The sequence below is a fragment of the Mycobacteroides sp. CBMA 271 genome (genome assembly GCF_009729205.1).
Lineage (GTDB): Bacteria > Actinomycetota > Actinomycetes > Mycobacteriales > Mycobacteriaceae > Mycobacterium.
This window is the reverse complement of sequence record NZ_VTHB01000006.1, coordinates 104,243-120,463: the sequence shown is the minus strand read 5'-3', so window position 1 is coordinate 120,463 and position 16,221 is coordinate 104,243. Positions and strand designations below refer to the sequence as shown.

The 16,221-nt window shown below is 63.0% G+C and carries 16 protein-coding genes and 1 pseudogene; 9 read left to right on the top strand and 8 right to left on the bottom strand.

What is annotated here, in order from left to right:
* The 7 genes and pseudogenes from gyrB to FZI91_RS24040 all read right to left on the bottom strand — a co-directional run.
* Nucleotides 1-2,028: a DNA topoisomerase (ATP-hydrolyzing) subunit B gene (gene gyrB / locus FZI91_RS16740; protein ID WP_162525956.1), complete on the bottom strand. Its 2,028-nt coding sequence runs from the start codon at nucleotides 2,026-2,028 to the stop codon at nucleotides 1-3.
* Between the two features lie 227 nt (nucleotides 2,029-2,255).
* A complete protein-coding gene (locus tag FZI91_RS16735; protein ID WP_155940231.1) occupies nucleotides 2,256-2,813 on the bottom strand; it encodes a DUF721 family protein in 558 nt (185 codons plus the stop codon).
* Nucleotides 2,806-3,963, bottom strand: a complete 1,158-nt coding sequence (gene recF, locus FZI91_RS16730) for a DNA replication/repair protein RecF (RefSeq protein ID WP_162525955.1) — start codon at nucleotides 3,961-3,963, stop codon at nucleotides 2,806-2,808. The genes FZI91_RS16735 and recF overlap by 8 nt, the downstream gene beginning before the upstream one ends.
* A gap of 18 nt (nucleotides 3,964-3,981) precedes the next feature.
* Complete coding sequence (gene gnd, locus FZI91_RS16725; RefSeq protein ID WP_309224110.1) at nucleotides 3,982-4,905, bottom strand: phosphogluconate dehydrogenase (NAD(+)-dependent, decarboxylating); 924 nt, start codon at nucleotides 4,903-4,905, stop codon at nucleotides 3,982-3,984.
* Nucleotides 4,906-4,926: 21 nt separating this feature from the next.
* Complete coding sequence (gene dnaN, locus FZI91_RS16720; protein ID WP_155940229.1) at nucleotides 4,927-6,126, bottom strand: DNA polymerase III subunit beta; 1,200 nt, start codon at nucleotides 6,124-6,126, stop codon at nucleotides 4,927-4,929.
* 759 nt (nucleotides 6,127-6,885) lie between these two features.
* Nucleotides 6,886-8,361, bottom strand: coding sequence for a chromosomal replication initiator protein DnaA (gene dnaA / locus FZI91_RS16715; RefSeq protein WP_155940228.1), 1,476 nt, complete (start codon nucleotides 8,359-8,361; stop codon nucleotides 6,886-6,888).
* Nucleotides 8,362-8,484: 123 nt separating this feature from the next.
* A pseudogene (locus FZI91_RS24040) lies at nucleotides 8,485-8,731 on the bottom strand (hypothetical protein); the annotation flags it as partial.
* Nucleotides 8,732-9,143: 412 nt separating this feature from the next.
* Here FZI91_RS24040 and rpmH point away from each other — a divergent pair.
* From rpmH to FZI91_RS16665, 9 genes are all read left to right on the top strand, one after another.
* Nucleotides 9,144-9,287 carry a 50S ribosomal protein L34 gene (gene rpmH, locus FZI91_RS16705; RefSeq protein ID WP_162525954.1) on the top strand — a complete coding sequence of 48 codons (144 nt, stop codon included), beginning with the start codon at nucleotides 9,144-9,146 and terminating at the stop codon, nucleotides 9,285-9,287.
* Nucleotides 9,288-9,311: 24 nt separating this feature from the next.
* On the top strand, nucleotides 9,312-9,686 hold the full coding sequence (gene rnpA / locus FZI91_RS16700) for a ribonuclease P protein component (protein ID WP_162525953.1): 375 nt from the start codon (nucleotides 9,312-9,314) through the stop codon (nucleotides 9,684-9,686).
* Nucleotides 9,683-9,973, top strand: coding sequence for a membrane protein insertion efficiency factor YidD (gene yidD / locus FZI91_RS16695; RefSeq protein ID WP_155940225.1), 291 nt, complete (start codon nucleotides 9,683-9,685; stop codon nucleotides 9,971-9,973). The genes rnpA and yidD overlap by 4 nt, the downstream gene beginning before the upstream one ends.
* Nucleotides 9,966-11,063: a membrane protein insertase YidC gene (yidC, locus tag FZI91_RS16690; protein ID WP_155940224.1), complete on the top strand. Its 1,098-nt coding sequence runs from the start codon at nucleotides 9,966-9,968 to the stop codon at nucleotides 11,061-11,063. The genes yidD and yidC overlap by 8 nt, the downstream gene beginning before the upstream one ends.
* Before the next feature lie 42 nt (nucleotides 11,064-11,105).
* On the top strand, nucleotides 11,106-11,678 hold the full coding sequence (locus FZI91_RS16685; RefSeq protein ID WP_155940223.1) for a protein jag: 573 nt from the start codon (nucleotides 11,106-11,108) through the stop codon (nucleotides 11,676-11,678).
* Nucleotides 11,679-11,727: 49 nt separating this feature from the next.
* A complete protein-coding gene (gene rsmG / locus FZI91_RS16680) occupies nucleotides 11,728-12,441 on the top strand; it encodes a 16S rRNA (guanine(527)-N(7))-methyltransferase RsmG (protein ID WP_155940222.1) in 714 nt (237 codons plus the stop codon).
* Between the two features lie 145 nt (nucleotides 12,442-12,586).
* On the top strand, nucleotides 12,587-13,465 hold the full coding sequence (locus FZI91_RS16675; RefSeq protein ID WP_162525968.1) for a ParA family protein: 879 nt from the start codon (nucleotides 12,587-12,589) through the stop codon (nucleotides 13,463-13,465).
* Nucleotides 13,466-13,532: 67 nt separating this feature from the next.
* A complete protein-coding gene (locus tag FZI91_RS16670) occupies nucleotides 13,533-14,522 on the top strand; it encodes a ParB/RepB/Spo0J family partition protein (protein WP_155940221.1) in 990 nt (329 codons plus the stop codon).
* 253 nt (nucleotides 14,523-14,775) lie between these two features.
* Nucleotides 14,776-15,525: an acetyltransferase gene (locus tag FZI91_RS16665; protein ID WP_162525967.1), complete on the top strand. Its 750-nt coding sequence runs from the start codon at nucleotides 14,776-14,778 to the stop codon at nucleotides 15,523-15,525.
* Here FZI91_RS16665 and FZI91_RS16660 read toward each other — a convergent pair.
* Entirely contained in the window at nucleotides 15,522-16,184 is a 663-nt protein-coding gene (locus FZI91_RS16660) for a TetR/AcrR family transcriptional regulator (RefSeq protein WP_155940220.1), read from the bottom strand. The two genes, FZI91_RS16665 and FZI91_RS16660, sit on opposite strands and share 4 nt — an antisense overlap.
* Between the last annotated feature and the right edge of the window lie 37 nt (nucleotides 16,185-16,221).

Below are 16,221 nucleotides of genomic sequence, written 5' to 3'. Positions count from 1 at the left end.
CTAGACGTCGAGAAAGCGCACATCCCTGGCGTTGCGGGTGATGAAGCTGCGGCGCGCCTCGACGTCCTCGCCCATCAGGATCGAGAACAGTTCGTCGGCTGCGGCCGCGTCATCCAGGGTGATCTGACGCAACACACGCACGGACGGATCCATCGTGGTTTCCCACAGCTCCTTGGCGTCCATCTCGCCGAGACCCTTGTAGCGCTGAATGCCATCGTCCTTGTTGATTTTCTTGCCGGCCTTGAGACCGGCCTCCATCAACCCGTCACGTTCACGGTCGGAGTAGGCGAACTCCGGCAGGGTGCGCTGCCACTTCAACTTGTACAGCGGCGGCTGCGCCAAGAAGATGTGTCCGTGCTCGACCAGCGGACGCATGAACCGGAACAGCAACGTCAGCAGCAGCGTCGAAATGTGTTGTCCGTCAACGTCAGCGTCGGCCATCAGCACGACCTTGTGATACCGCAGCTTGGCGATGTCGAACTCGTCGTGAATGCCGGTGCCCAGCGCGGTGATGATCGCCTGGACTTCGGTGTTCTTCAAAACCCGGTCAATACGGGCCTTTTCGACGTTGATGATCTTTCCGCGCAGCGGCAGGATCGCCTGGAACATCGAGTCGCGACCACTCTTGGCCGAGCCTCCGGCCGAGTCGCCCTCCACCACATAAAGTTCCGACTTCGACGGATCCGTGGAGCGGCAGTCGGCCAGCTTGCCGGGCAGCCCACCAATATCGGTGGCGCTCTTACGGCGCACCAGCTCGCGGGCCTTGCGCGCCGCGATCCGTGCCTGTGCCGATGAAACTGCCTTGTTGACAACGGTTTTAGCGTCCGCCGGGTTCGAGTCGAACCAATGTTGCAGCTGCTCGTTGCATACCTTCTGCACAAACGACTTGACCTCGGTGTTACCCAGTTTGGTCTTGGTCTGGCCCTCGAACTGCGGCTCGCTTACCTTCACCGAGATCACGGCGGCCAGGCCCTCGCGGATGTCATCGCCGGTCAGGTTGGAGTCCTTCTCCTTGAGGAGCTTCTTCTCCTTGGCGTACTTGTTCACTACCGTGGTAAGCGCCGCACGGAAGCCTTCCTCGTGCGTGCCGCCCTCGTGGGTATTGATGGTGTTCGCGAAGGTGTGCACCGACTCGGAATAGCCTGCATTCCACTGCATCGCGATCTCGGCCTCGTGACCCTCACCCTTGCCGGAGAAGTCCACGATGGTGGTGTGGATAGGCGACTTGGTGCGGTTGATGTGCTTAACGAAGTCCACCAACCCACCCGGGTAGTGGAACACGCGGTTCTTAACCTTATGCGGCGCCGCCGATTCCGCGGCTTGTTCCTCGGCCGTCTTCGGTGCTTCGGCAGTGCCGCTGACCACCTCGTCCGTCACATCGGCCTTACTGACGCGTTCGTCGGTCAGTTCGATCGTCAGGCCCTTATTCAGGAAGGCCATCTCCTGCAGTCGACGCGCGACGGTCTCGAAGTCGTAGGTGGTGGTTTCGAAAACATCCGGGTCGGCCCAGAACCTGATCGTGGTGCCGGTCTGCTTAGTCTTGTCGCCTTGACGCAACGTGCCGGGTACCGACTTGTCGTAGGTCTGGAACCACTCGAAACCATCGGTCCTGATGTCTGCTTCCAACCGGCTGGAGAGTGCGTTGACCACAGAAACACCGACGCCGTGCAGACCGCCGGAAACACTGTAGGCGCCTTCTTCGAACTTTCCACCGGCGTGCAACACCGTCATAACAACGTCGACCGTCGGGATACCCGTGGAGTGCATGCCGACCGGGATGCCACGGCCGTTGTCGACAACCTCGACGCCGCCGTCCTCAAGAATCCGGACAATCACCTTGTCGGCGAAACCCGCCATCGCCTCGTCTACGGCGTTATCGACGACTTCCCAGATCAGGTGGTGCAGACCCCGCTCACCGGTAGAACCGATGTACATGCCCGGCCGTTTCCGGACGGCTTCGAGCCCTTCAAGTACCTTGATCGAATCGGCACCGTATTCGTTCTTGGCACTCTTCTTCGGGGCAGCCACGATCGACTTTGTCTCCTGTCTGGAAGGAACGACTCTCGCGGGCCCCGCTGTACGAACAGGGAACCCTGCAAACCGTCTTACAGCCATCCTACTGGTCTGCGCTGACGGCACCTAGTTTCAGGGCACGTTTCGTCCCCCCTATTTACGCCGTCCGCCGCATATCTCGGATCAGCCCGTGTCCCGACGCTCCAGGTGCGGGTTCTGTGGCATGACGCCACGATCAGCCCTCATCCGTAGGTGTCTCGAGGACCGCGTCCAGCGATATGCCTCGGCCCCTTGCGCCAGGACGGCGCCGTCGGCCCGGAGATCTTCAAACTCGTCACCACACCATCACCCACGGCGGCCGCGATCTTCGCAAGCAGCTGTGCCTGCACCAGCCGCAGCTGCGTTGCCCACGCCGTCGACTCTGCGGCGACCGTCAACACACCCTCGTTAAGCGCCGTCGGTGTCGCATGTGCGGCGATCTGCTCACCGACCACGGTCTCCCACCGACCGAACACCGCACCCTCCGACACCCGGGTAGACCATCCCCGGCGATTCGCCAAATCGCCTGCGGCCCTTCCCAATAGCTGTGGATCGCGTGCGTCCGGTCCCGGCCCCGACCACGTCCGGCGACCCCCGGCCACCCGGCGACGCTGTTGGGGGGACCGGCCTCCGCGGCCAATATCCTTGCCCTGCTGTTTGGCCGCGCCCCGTGCCTCTTCGAGGACCCGCCGCACCAAATCCATCCCGGTCACCCCGGCCAGGTGCTCCGGCGGCCAGGCCTTGTCCGGCTCGTCACTCATGCGCCACCGACTTTCGTCCACCAGGGTTGTCCGCGTCTTCGTGCACCTCGACGGTAACCGTGCGGGCCGACAATTCCTCGGGAACGTCCTCCGGAACCGCCGCGGTCACCAACACCTGCTCGGCGTCGGCGGCCACCGTGGCCAACGATCGGCGCCGTGCGCCATCGAGTTCGGCGAACACGTCATCGAGCATCAGCAGCGGATCGGTGCCCTCCGAGCGCAACAGATCGAACGCTGCCAACCGCAACGCCAACGCGAACGACCACGACTCGCCGTGACTGGCGAATCCCTTCGCTGGCCCATCGCCGAGCCGCAACTCCACGTCATCGCGGTGTGGTCCCACCAGACACACCCCGCGCTCGATTTCCGCGGATCGTTTCGCGGTCAGCCCCGCCTGCAGCGCATCCGCGAGACGTTCCACGGATAACTCCCCGTCAATGCCCTCAACGCTGCTGCGGTACGCGATATCGGCCGGGCGCGACGCCGGGGCTAGCAACTGGTACGACTTTTCCACCAGCGGCTGCAGCTCGGCCACCAATTCTATTCTTGCGGAAAGCAATTCCGCACCGTGTGCAATCAGATGTCCGTCCCACACATCCAGAGTCTCCAACACACTTTGATCATTGCGTTGGCGCAGCGCCGCACTGGCTGTCTTGAGTAACGCGGTGCGCTGCCGCAGCACCTTGTCGTAGTCCGCACGCACCCCCGCCATCCGCGGCCGCCGTTGGATCAACAAATCATCCAGGAACCGTCGGCGCTCGCCCGGGTCGCCGCGCACCAACGACAAATCCTCGGGCGCGAAGAGGACCGCGTGCAGAATCCCGACAACTTCACGTGGGCTGCGGACCGGGGACCGATTAATCCGGGCCTTGTTGGACCGGCCCGCAGTGATCTCCAGATCAACGGCAAGCTCGCGCCCATCGTTCACCACGATGGTCGACACCACTGCCCGCTCGGCGCCCGCGCGAATCAGCGGTGCATCGGTGGCGACCCGGTGCGAGGAAAGCGTCGACGAATACCACAGTGCTTCAAGAAGATTCGTCTTGCCGTAGCCGTTTGGTCCGACGAACACGGTGCGTCCGGGTTCCAGCTCAAGGTCCACTCGCTCCCACGACCGGAAGTCCCGTAACCCCAACTGTCGTACGTACACCGTGCCCGAGCGCCTCGACTATCCAGAAAGACCGACGCGCTTGACCGCGTGGCCACCGAACTGGTTACGCAACGCCGAAACAGCCTTCATCGCCGGTGAATCCTCTTGCCTGGACGCGAACCGCGCGAACAACGCTGCCGCAATGACGGGAGTAGGGACCCGGTGGTTAATGGCCTCCTCGACGGTCCAACGACCCTCGCCCGAATCCTCGGTGTACCCGGAGATAGCGTCGAAGCCTGGGTCTTCCTTGAGCGCCTTGGCCAACAGATCCAGCAGCCACGACCGCACAACGGTGCCCTTCGTCCAGGCCTGCAGCACCGCCTGCACATCGGTGATGAGCGGCTCTGCGGCCAGCAGTTCGTACCCCTCGGCATACGCATGCATCAGCCCATACTCGATGCCGTTGTGGATCATCTTGGCGTAGTGACCGGCGCCCACCGGGCCCGCGTGCACAAAGCCGTCGGCACGTTCACCCTCGGGACGTAGCGTGTCGAAGATGGGCATCGCGCGGCTGACGTCGGCATCGCTACCGCCGACCATCAATCCGTAGCCGTTGTCCTTGCCCCACACTCCGCCTGATACCCCTGCGTCGATGTAGCCAATTCCCTTGGCCGCCAACAGATCAGCATTCGGCTGGTCCTCAGTGAACCGCGAGTTTCCGCCGTCGATAACCAGGTCTCCCGGGGACAACTCATCGGCGAGCTCGGCAATCGTCTGCTGCGTGACCGGTCCCGACGGAACCATCACCCACACCACGCGGGGCGCTGCCAACTGCTCCGCCAACGCCTTCAGCGACCCGGCATCGGTCACCTCGGGGCGAGGATCGTATCCGATGACCTCATGCCCGCCGGCCCGTAGCCGGTCGCGCATGTTGAACCCCATCTTGCCTAATCCGACCAAACCCAGCTGCATGACCCATAACCTCCTATGACCAGTCCGTATGCGCGGTGAGGGGCGCTAGCCCTAGCCGGGCAAGCGCACCGGCATCAATAGATAGACATAGTCAGTTTGCGCTGCCGTGAACGGCCCGGAGCCGTCCGGCGAGCTTTGATCGTCTTCCGCGGGCCGCAGCACGGCGGGGCGGCTTGGCGTGGTGAAACCAAACGTCACACGGTTCGAGTGCAGTGACCCCAGCCCGTCCGTCAGATAGGTCGGGTTGAAGGCAATGGTGAGGGGTTCTCCGACGAACTCGACTTCCAGCTCTTCCTCGGCACGACCCACGTCATCGGCACCTGCCGATAGGCGCAGCAGCCCCGGCTCAAACTCCAAGCGGATCTGCGCGCCGCGATCGGCTACCAGCGCAACACGTTTGATAGCTTCCACCAATTCCCCGATGGCCACCGTCGCCAACGCGGTGTGTTCGGTAGGAAGCAGCTGCCGGAACTTAGGGAACTCCGCATCCAGCAGGCGGGTAGTACTGCGCTTGCCGTTGCTGACAATGCCCAGCAGGCCCTCCGAGCCGATGGCAGCGCCTGCTCCCAGTGCCAGCTGCACATCCGATCCGCTGGACGCCGACTTTGCGGCCTCGGAGAGTGTTTTAGCCGGCACCAACACGGCGGCGTTGGTCTCGCTCGATCCGGAGGTCCACTTCAGCTCACGAACCGCCAACCGGAACCGGTCGGTTGCCGCCAAAACCACTGTGTCACCGTTGATTTCGACCCGAATACCAGTCAGCATCGGCAGTGTGTCGTCCTTGCCGGCAGCCACCGCGACCTGACCGATCGCCTCGGAGAACACCTCGGCACCCAACGCACCTGTCTCCTCTGGCAGTGCTGGCAGCGCCGGGTAATCCTCAACGGGCATGCTCGGCAGCGAAAACTTCGCGCTACCGCAACTGATCAGCAGACGCGTGCCCTCCAACGCGACATCCACGGGCTTGTTGGGCAGCGCCCGGGTGATATCGGAGAGCAGCCGACCCGACACCAGCGCACTACCGGCGGTTGAAACCTCGGCAGCCACCTGCACCTGCGCGGAAACCTCGTAATCGAAACCCGACAGCGCCAAACCCGTGTCATGCGCGGTGAGCAGCACACCAGCCAGCACCGGGACGGTGGGCCGAGACGGCAGGCTGCGGGCGACCCACGCCACCGAATCTGCGAAGTCGTCTCGCGCGACCCTGAACTTCAGGCTGGTGTCTGCGGCAGTGGGGCTCGCGAGATCCATGGATACCCTTCGCTTCCTCGGTGTCCTGTTGGACTGTTTTGACACAAAATCCGTGATAGCCATCGTGGCACGACCGGGTGACAGCACGAACAGCGCATCCGGCAGCCATCCGGTATCAACCGGGGGCACCGGGCACACGTCCTGTCGCTCGGAGTGGGAAGCCGTCAGGCGAGGCGGCTTCCGAAGCACAACCGTAGATGCTTTCGGCGCATCGTGAAAGCCGTTCTGTTTCGCCGTCTGTCATCGCTGGGTTACCGACCGGACGTGCCGTGTTGACGGGTCCATCCACACAACTGCTTTTAAAGAGAAAGACTAGAGAGAGATTTAAGTAGTAGTAGTAGGTGCTGTGGAATCTGTGGACAGACAAGTGTTGTCGCATGACAACGCGGTTCGTGGGCTGTCAGGGGATTGTGGATCGGGATCTAATGGACTGGGCGTGAATGTGGACGGTCGGTAGTTCGTTCAGCTACCCCCCAACCGACGGCGAGGTTGGTCAACAGCAGTCCACAGCCCTGTGCACAGCGCCAACTGTTGTTGATGTGACGTGTGGGCCACACGAGGTGACAAAAAATTGTCGAGAAAAATCTCGAAAAGTCTTGAAACAGGTGTGTGTTGAGGGTCCCGAAGCAGCCACACAGGGCGATTTTCGTACACACATGAAGCGTTGTGCGTGCAATGACGATAGGTGCACGAAGGGCCTGCAGCCGGCGGAAGCAAGCAGGGAAAGAGAGTGAGAGAGAAGGGTGCGGTGGCGCTAGGTCAGTGTCGAGAGCGCTGACGGATTCGCGCGGTGAGTTCCTTGACATGATCGAAAACCTCACGCCGCTGGGCCATTTCGCCACGTATCTTCTTGTCGGCGTACATGACCGTCGTGTGGTCGCGTCCGAAGGTCTGCCCGATCTTGGGCAGGGACAGGTCGGTGAGCTCACGACACAGGTACATGGCGATCTGGCGTGCCTGAGCTAGCGCGCGTGTCTTACCTGGACCACGTAGCTCTTCGACGGTGGTGTCGAAGTATTCGGCAGTGACGGCCATGATGGTGGCCGCACTGATCTGGATGGAGTTCGAGTCGGGGATGAGGTCACGCAACACGATCTCGGCCAGTGACAGCTCGATGGGGGACTTGTTCAGGGAGGCGAAGGCGGTGACCCGGATGAGGGCGCCCTCGAGTTCGCGGATATTGCGTTCAATGCGGCTCGCGATGAGTTCCAGCACATCATCGGGGACGTCTAGGCGGTCCATTTGCGCTTTTTTGCGCAGGATCGCGATCCGGGTCTCCAGTTCAGGGGGTTGAACGTCGGTAATCAGACCCCACTCGAAGCGGGTACGCAGGCGGTCTTCCAGAGTGGCCAGGCCCTTGGGTGGGCGGTCCGAGGAGATGACGATCTGCTTGTTGGCGTTGTGCAGGGTGTTGAAGGTGTGGAAGAACTCTTCCTGGATACCTTCCTTGCCCTCGATGAACTGGATGTCATCGACCAGGAGTACATCGATGTCGCGGTAGCTGCGTTTGAAGGCAACCCGGCGGTCATCGCGCAAAGAGTTGATGAAGTCGTTGGTGAACTCTTCGGTAGAGACATATTTGACGCGCATACCCGGGAACAATCGTTGGGCGTAGTTCCCGGCCGCATGCAGCAGATGCGTCTTGCCCAGCCCCGATTCACCCCAGATGAATAACGGGTTGTAGGCCCGCGCGGGCGCCTCGGACACCGCGACTGCTGCGGCATGCGAGAAGCGGTTGGATGCACCGATGACGAAGGACTCGAACGTGTAGCGCCCGTTCAGGCTGGTATCGGGCGTCTCGGCCTTGTCGGCGCCGCCGGGACGGTTGATGAAGTACGAGGGCCACGATTCGTGTGCACTGGCAAGCGCCTCACTGGTCTCATCGACCTCGTCGAGATCGAGTTCGGGGGCGGGGCCGGCGACTTCTGAATCTTCGCCAGCGGCCGGAGCCGCGATCCGTACTCCCAGTTCGACGTTCTCTCCCAGCCGCCGTGAGAGTGCCTCCACGATCGGCCCGCGCAGGTGTCGTTCGATCTCGTTTTGCACGAAACTCGACGGCACGGAGAGCAGTGCGAAGCCCTCGGCAAGGGTGAGTGGTTTGACCAATGTCAGCCAGGCGCGCTGCTGCGGTGTCAGCGGCGGAAAGCTCGACAGATACTGGCTGTCATCGCCATTGAGTTCGGAGACGACGGTATTCCATACCGCCGTGAACTGGGAATTCAGTTCGTCAGTCAACGGCGAGCATCTCTCTGGCTGGAAGGGGACACGTTGACACTAGCCCCTTTCCAAGGATCGATCGCGGGTTTCCACACGGTTATCCACACCTGTGGACAACAAAGCAGACCACCCCCATTGTGGTCAGTGTGCGCTTACCAGGAGATCACCTCGGATCACCTGTTCCGGGGGACCGGCTAGTCGGTGTCCGACCTCGATCGGCATCGGCCCGTGTGGGTGGTTCCGACGCATGCGCCCGGTGGAAACGGCATTCGCAGAAGCTAACAGTTTTTGTAGCCCCCCGCCAACCGATCAGGAGACATCGGTGACAAGTTTCGCCGAAGGTGACGGACTCCTGTGCCGCGGGGATACGGCTGTGACGGCTGTGATCATAGACCGGGCTCGATGCCCTGGCCCGTGACGTACCGGATGGCGTTATTGCTGACAAATTTGGCCCAGATCCTCGACGCCATACACACCGGCCGAGGTGAGGGCGGTACGCATTCGTTCGAAATCGTCGGGTACGCGACAATTGTCGAAGGGTTTGGTCTACGTCGTGGTGAACGTGACCAGTTTGACCGGCGTCGAGCAGGTCAGTACCCTCAAACAGTCGCCCGAACGTTGGCGGCACGGCCGCGACCCGCACGTTATCGGGGATGAAATCCCAGATTTCGTAGGTACCGCGCCGGTGGCGAGTGAGAAGTATTAACGGACTGAAACGTCTCACCACATCGCATGCGTCGTGAAGGTATGGCGTGGGTGGTGCTGGCTGAGAACGTGATGGACATGAAGGAGTAGTAACAGTGGCAAAGGGCAAGCGGACCTTCCAGCCAAATAACCGGCGTCGCGCACGTACGCACGGCTTCCGGTTGCGTATGCGTACCCGTGCGGGTCGCGCGATCATTGCCGTGCGGCGCGCTAAGGGCCGTCGGGAACTCTCCGCCTAAGTTTTCGGGCGCAGGTAGTAGTCGGTGTTGCCGACTCGACACCGGATGACCAAATCATCCGAATTCCGACAGACAGTCAAGCGTGGAGCACGAAGTGCCCACGCGGACTTGGTGATTCACCTGCAGCGCGGGTACTCGGGCTCCGAGTACGGGCAGGCTGAGGGCGCCAAGGTTGGCCTGATTGTTGGAAAGTCGGTCGGCGGTGCGGTGGTACGCCACCGAGTGTCGCGCCGGCTCCGGCACGCGGCAGCCGAAGTGCTCCCCAGGCTTGAGCCGGTGGACCGAATGGTGATCAGGGCATTGCCCAGCAGCGCAACCGCACTGTCGGCGAGCCTGCGTCAGCAATTACGCGACGGGATCGATCGAGCCGAGCAGCAGGGCCGCGAGCGGACGCGATGAGAAGCCGCCCCGCGCGCGCCGCGATCTTTCTGATCCGCCTGTATCAGACCTGGATCTCCCCGATGCGGCTGCCGAGCTGCCGATTCATGCCGACCTGCAGTCAGTACGCGGTCGAGGCGTTGACGGTGCACGGATTGATCCGCGGCAGCTGGTTGGCGACGATCCGCTTATTGAAGTGTGGGCCGTGGCACCACGGTGGATGGGATCCGATTCCTGAACGCCACGACGGGCACGACCATGAGGGACTACCGCACGTGAGCGTGCAGAGGAGTACAGCGGATGTTTGATTGGTTCAGCCTCGGGTTCGTCTATTACCCGGTCTCCGCCATCATGTGGGTTTGGTACAAGTTGTTCGCGTACCTGTTGGGCCCCAAGAACTTCTTTGCGTGGGCGCTCTCCGTGATGTTCCTGGTCTTCACCCTCCGAGCGATTCTGTACAAGCCGTTTGTGCGTCAGATCCGGACCACACGCCAGATGCAGGAACTGCAGCCCCAGATCAAGGCGCTGCAGAAGAAGTACAAAAACGATCGCCAGCGGATGGCGCTAGAGATGCAGAAGCTGCAGCGCGATCACGGGTTTAATCCGATCCTGGGCTGCCTGCCGATGTTGGCGCAGATCCCGGTGTTCCTGGGGCTGTTCCATGTGTTGCGGTCGTTCAACCGAACGACCGGCGGCTTCGGCCAGGTGCAGATGTCGGTGGAGGCGAACCGCGCCACCGGCAACTACGTCTTCAACGCGCACGATGTGGCGAACTTCCTTGACGCGAACCTGTTCGGGGCGCCGCTGGGTGCCACCATGATTCAGACGACGGGCCTCGATGCGTTCACGGAATTCAACCGGTGGGCGGTGGCGGGCGTCGCGGTGCCTCTGATGGTCCTCGCGGGTGTCGCGACCTACTTCAACAGCCGGGCCTCGATCGCGAGGCAAAGCCCGGAGGCACAGGCGAACCCGCAGACCCAGATCATGAACCGTTTGGCCCTGTACGTGTTCCCGCTCGGTGTGGTCGTCGGTGGACCGTTCTTGCCGCTTGCGATCATCCTGTACTGGGTGGCGAACAACATCTGGACGTTCGGGCAGCAGCACTACGTCTTCAACAGGATCGCTGAGGAAGAAGAAGAGAAGAAGCAGGCGGATCTAGACCGGCGTGCGGCCAACGCCCCCAAGCCGGGCGCCAAACCGACACGCGGTGGGAAGAACCAGCCGGCCAAACAATCAGACGAGCCCGCAGAGGATGCCGGAGGCACCGAGATCGCGGAGTCCGGTGGAACGGACGAAGACAGCGGGGGACAGGCTTCCCCGAATTCCACAAATGGATCAGGCACCACGAGCCGCACCCCGAAGCCGGGTGCTCGGCCTGATCGTCGCCGCAAGCGCTAACCGCCCGCGATTCTGCACGGGCGTGACAAAGGGAGAAGAACGATGACCGATCTCGATACGAAGGCCAGCGAAGGCACCGAGACCACCACCGAGGCACCAGATGCTCCGGAGACCGAGGCCTCGGAGACCGAGGCGCCGCGGCCCGGCAATCAGGAAGATCGTTTGGTCGCCGAAGGCGAGATCGCCGGCGACTACTTGGAGGAGTTCCTGGATGTCCTCGACTTTGACGGCGATATCGATCTGGATGTCGAAGGGGATCGCGCGATCGTCAGCATTGACGGCGGCGGCGATTTGTCGAAGCTCGTGGGCCGCAAGGGCGAGGTGCTGGACGCGCTGCAGGAGCTGACTCGACTCGCGGTCCAGCAGAAGTCCGGTGAGCGCAGCCGTCTGATGCTCGACGTCGCGAACTGGCGCGGCCGTCGACGCGACGAGCTGGCTGCGCTCGGCACCAAGCTCGCCAAGCAGGTGCTGGAGTCCGGGGAGCGCGAAGAGCTCTCGCCGATGACTCCCTTCGAGCGCAAGATCGTGCACGATGCGGTGGCCGCGGTTGACGGTGTGCACAGCGAGAGCGAGGGCGTGGAGCCGTCGCGCCGCGTCGTCATCCTCAACGACTGATAGCCACCAAATCCCATCTATGTAATTCTGTGGCCGCGCCCCGGGAGGAATGTTTCACGTGAAACACGGCGAGACTCTCCCGGTGCCGGCGGCCGCGTCTGACGTATTCGGCGACCGGCTCTCCGTTGCGGTGGAGTACGTTGATGCGCTCGCGACGATCGGTGTGGAGCGCGGCCTGATTGGGCCGCGCGAGGCCGACCGATTGTGGGAGCGCCACATTCTTAATAGCGCTGTTCTGGGGGAGCTGCTTGATCCCGCCGAGCGCGTGATCGACGTCGGGAGTGGCGCTGGTCTGCCTGGCATACCGCTCGGTATCGCACGCCCCGACGTCCAGATTGCTCTGGTCGAGCCGATGCTGCGCCGAACCGACTTCCTTCGTGAAATGATCGAGCGGCTGGGGCTGACCAATGTATCGGTGGTGAGAGGTCGGGCGGAAGAGCCGGCCGTTCTCGCGGAGGTTGGTGGAGCGGACGCGGTGACGTCCCGAGCGGTCGCAGCATTAGACAAGATCGGCCGGTGGTCCCTTCCCTTGGTGAGGATCGGCGGTCGCATGTTGGCGATCAAGGGCGATCGCGCTGACGAAGAAGTGCGGCAGTACGGAAGTGCGCTGAGTCTGCTTGGCGCTGATGATGTGAGGGTGGTGCAATGTGGCACGCGGTACCTCGATCCGCCCACCACGGTGGTGGTCGCGCGGCGGAAAGAACGGGACGGAGGCCGTCGGCGGGGAAGCTCCTCCGGTGGCTCCCGAAAGCGAAGCCGATGAGCATCTGGTCAAGGAGACGACAGTGAAGAGCGACGAGTCCCCCGCACGCGGGAAGGGCGCCCAACTCGGGCGAGGAACGCCCGGTCTCGATGCGCCCAATGTTTCACGTGAAACCGGCGCATCGGGTGACGGTCACCGGACCCCCGTGGAGTTCAAGGAGTCGGAGACCCCGATCGGTGCGGCAGCCCAGCGCGCTACCCAAATCAAGCAGGGATCCGTCCGTCTTCCGAAGCCGACGCAACGCCGGATGCTCACGATCGCCAACCAGAAAGGCGGCGTGGGGAAGACGACGACGGCGGTGAACCTCGCGGCCGCGATGGCCCTACAGGGCCTCAACGTTCTGGTCATCGATCTCGATCCGCAGGGCAATGCGAGCACCGCGCTGGGCGCCGATCACCGCGCGGGCACCCCGTCCTCGTACGAGGTGCTGCTTGGTGAGATCCCGATTAAGGACGCGATCCAGGGCAGCCCGCAGAGCGAGCACCTGTTCTGCGTTCCCGCGACGATCGACCTCGCTGGCGCCGAGATCGAACTGGTGTCGATGGTCGCCCGCGAAGGACGACTGCGCTCCGCGCTGGCCGGCCTGCCTGCAGATGCCTTCGACTTCGTCTTCATCGACTGCCCGCCGTCGTTGGGACTGTTGACGGTCAACGCGCTCGTTGCGGCCAACGAAGTGCTGATCCCCATCCAGTGCGAGTACTACGCCCTGGAGGGCGTGGGCCAACTCCTGCGCAACATCGAGCTGGTCCACGCTCACCTGAACCCAGCCCTGCACGTGTCGACCGTGCTGCTCACCATGTACGACGGCAGGACCAAGCTCGCCGATCAGGTGGCGGACGAGGTACGTAGTCACTTCGGTGCCAAGGTGCTGGCCTCCGTCATTCCCCGCAGCGTCAAGGTCTCCGAGGCCCCTGGATACGGGACCAGCGTCCTCGATTACGACCCGGGTTCACGTGGTGCGCTGAGCTATTTGGATGCCGCGCGAGAGCTCGCACAGCGGCCGGCTCCGGCGAGTGATGCATAGTGAATCGGCTGCGCAGCGAGAGAATCAACCGTTCGTGTGAAGAGGATGCAAAGAGGGAAGGTAACCGATGAGTCAGTCTCCAGCACGGCGTAAGGGCGGGCTTGGACGGGGTCTGGCGTCTCTCATCCCGACCGCACCGGTAGACGGGTCGCCTATGCCAGCGGGTCCGCGGTTGGGTGAGGCGGCAGCTGACGTCGTCATCGGGGGTGGCCCGTCGGCGTCATCTCCGCCACCGCAGGCGAACGATATCGGTGCGGTGTACCGGGAGATCCCGGTGACGTCCATCAAGCCGAACCCCAAGCAGCCGCGCCAGGTGTTCGACGAGGAGGCGCTCGCCGAGCTGGTCCACTCCATCCGCGAGTTTGGCGTGATGCAGCCCATCGTGGTGCGGACCGTCCCGGACATCGACGGCTACCAACTCGTGATGGGGGAGCGGCGCTGGCGCGCGACCCAAGAGGCCGGGTTGGATACCATCCCGGCGATCGTGCGGGAGACCGCTGACGACAATCTGCTTCGCGATGCGCTGCTGGAGAACATCCATCGAGCACAGCTGAACCCCTTGGAAGAGGCAGCCGCCTACCAACAGCTTCTTGAAGAGTTTGATGTGACGCACGAGGAACTGGCGTCTCGGATCGGGCGGTCGCGTCCCGTGATCTCGAACATGATTCGGCTGCTGCGCCTGCCCATCGCGGTGCAGCGCCGAGTCGCGGCCGGTGTGCTGTCGGCCGGACATGCGCGTGCACTGCTCGCCCTCGAGGGTGGGGCGGAGGCACAGGAAGAGTTGGCCGCGCGGATCGTGGCAGAGGGCATGTCGGTGCGCGCCGCGGAGGAAGCGGTGACGCTGGCGAACCGCAGCGACGCCCCCAAGCCGTCGCCGCGACGCAAGCCGATCCAGATGCCCGGGCTCCAAGACGTCGCCGAGCGGCTCTCGGGAACCTTCGACACCCGCGTGACGGTGAGCCTGGGCAAGCGCAAAGGCAAGATTGTCGTCGAGTTCGGCTCGGTCGAGGATTTGCAGCGAATTGTCGAAATGATGTCCGGCGAGGCAACGTCCTAGCCCACAGGGCAGAAACGTCACAGTGACGTGAAATGCGGCGATCTGCCGGATCCTCACGAAAACTGTTGGTAATGAGGAACTTTCGGCACCACGATGCAGTTCTCCGTGCGGGCGCAACCGCGACGTCCGATGGGGAGCATCACATCGCTGCCGACGGGTGCCAAACTAGAAATTTCGCATATCCTTGAAGCGTTGCCGGACGCATGATGCGTGCCGCGCGCCATGGTGACCGGACGTGGAGGCGTACAGACCAGTGTCGGCTCGGATCGTTCCTTTGCGGCTCGATGGTTTCGAGCAGCTGCCCAAGCATGCCCGGCGGTGTGTCTTCTGGGAAGTGGACCCCGCTACCGTCGGGGAGAGTCAGCATCTGTCGGACCCCGAATTCGAGAAGGAAGCGTGGCTGTCGATGGTCATGCTCGAGTGGGGTTCATGCGGTCAGATCGCGATCACCGGTCCGCAGACCCGTCCCGACACCGCGGGATATGCGTTGTACGCGCCGCCCGGCGTAGTGCCGCGCGCCCAACTGTTCCCGACGGCGCCGGTGAGTGCCGACGCTGTCTTGTTGACCTCTCTGGGCGTGGAGCCCGGGCACGAGTCAGATGGATTGCCGCACAGCATTATCGCCAGCGTGATCGCCGAGTTGGTGCGCCGCGGAGTGCGGGCGCTGGAGGCATTCGGCCGGACCAGCGAGGCGCTGGAACTATGCGGATCAACGGGGCCCGACCCTCTTCGCCAGCGGGGCCTATCGACGGCGAGATTCTCTGATGCTGCAGATGTACTGGGCGAGTGCACGATTGAGCAGTGCATGATCGACGCGAACTTTCTGATAGACGTCGGCTTCACGGTGGTGGCACCTCACCAGCATTTCCCACGATTGCGGTTGGAGCTGGATCAAGGCTTGGGCTGGAAGGCAGAGGTCGAAGCGGCACTGGAGCGGCTGCTGGAATCGGTGCAGATTCCGCAGCCGGCCGGGGCGGGTCCCGCGATGGGCGCCGCGTTCTAGTTGGGTGCCCGGTAGTCCGGATTCGCGATTCCCCGGCAGACCAAGTCGCAGGTGGCGTGCACGCGTAAGGCCAGGATCTCCGGATTGGGATCGTGCCCATGGCGGAGCATCAAACCGAATGGGATGCCCACTACCGAATCGGCGACGGACTCAACGTCGATATCCGCTCGGACATAACCGATTTCGATGGCATCGCGCAGTAGGCCGGCGAGAACCGTGGCGCCGGCATCGAATCCGCGGCAGAACTGCTCGGTCATTTCTTTGTCCACGGCTGCGCTCTGCTGCAGCATCAACCGCGACAGGCGGGGGTCCTCCGACATGACCCCGATGTATGCAAGCCCAAGATTCACCGCGAAGTCGTGGAATTCGGCGAGAGAGGCGATGTGCCCTGGGAGCACCTGAACGAGGGTGTCCAGGGTGCGTTGCGTGGCGTGCTGGACCACGTGTTCGAGGATGTCTCGCTTGTTCTCGAAGTACCGGTAGAACATCGAGTGTCCAGTGCCGAGCCGTTCGGCGATGTGTGCGATGGAGGTCTGGTGGTAGCCGCGCTCGGAAAATTCGGCGAGGGCGGCCTCGACCACCTCTTCTTTGACGAGTTCACTGCGGCGGGCGCGCTGCCGTTCGGCCATTCGCGTCGGGGAACTGGCTGACTTCACCATGTCGTCGAGACTAGCCGACCATTCCCAGACTTGGCCG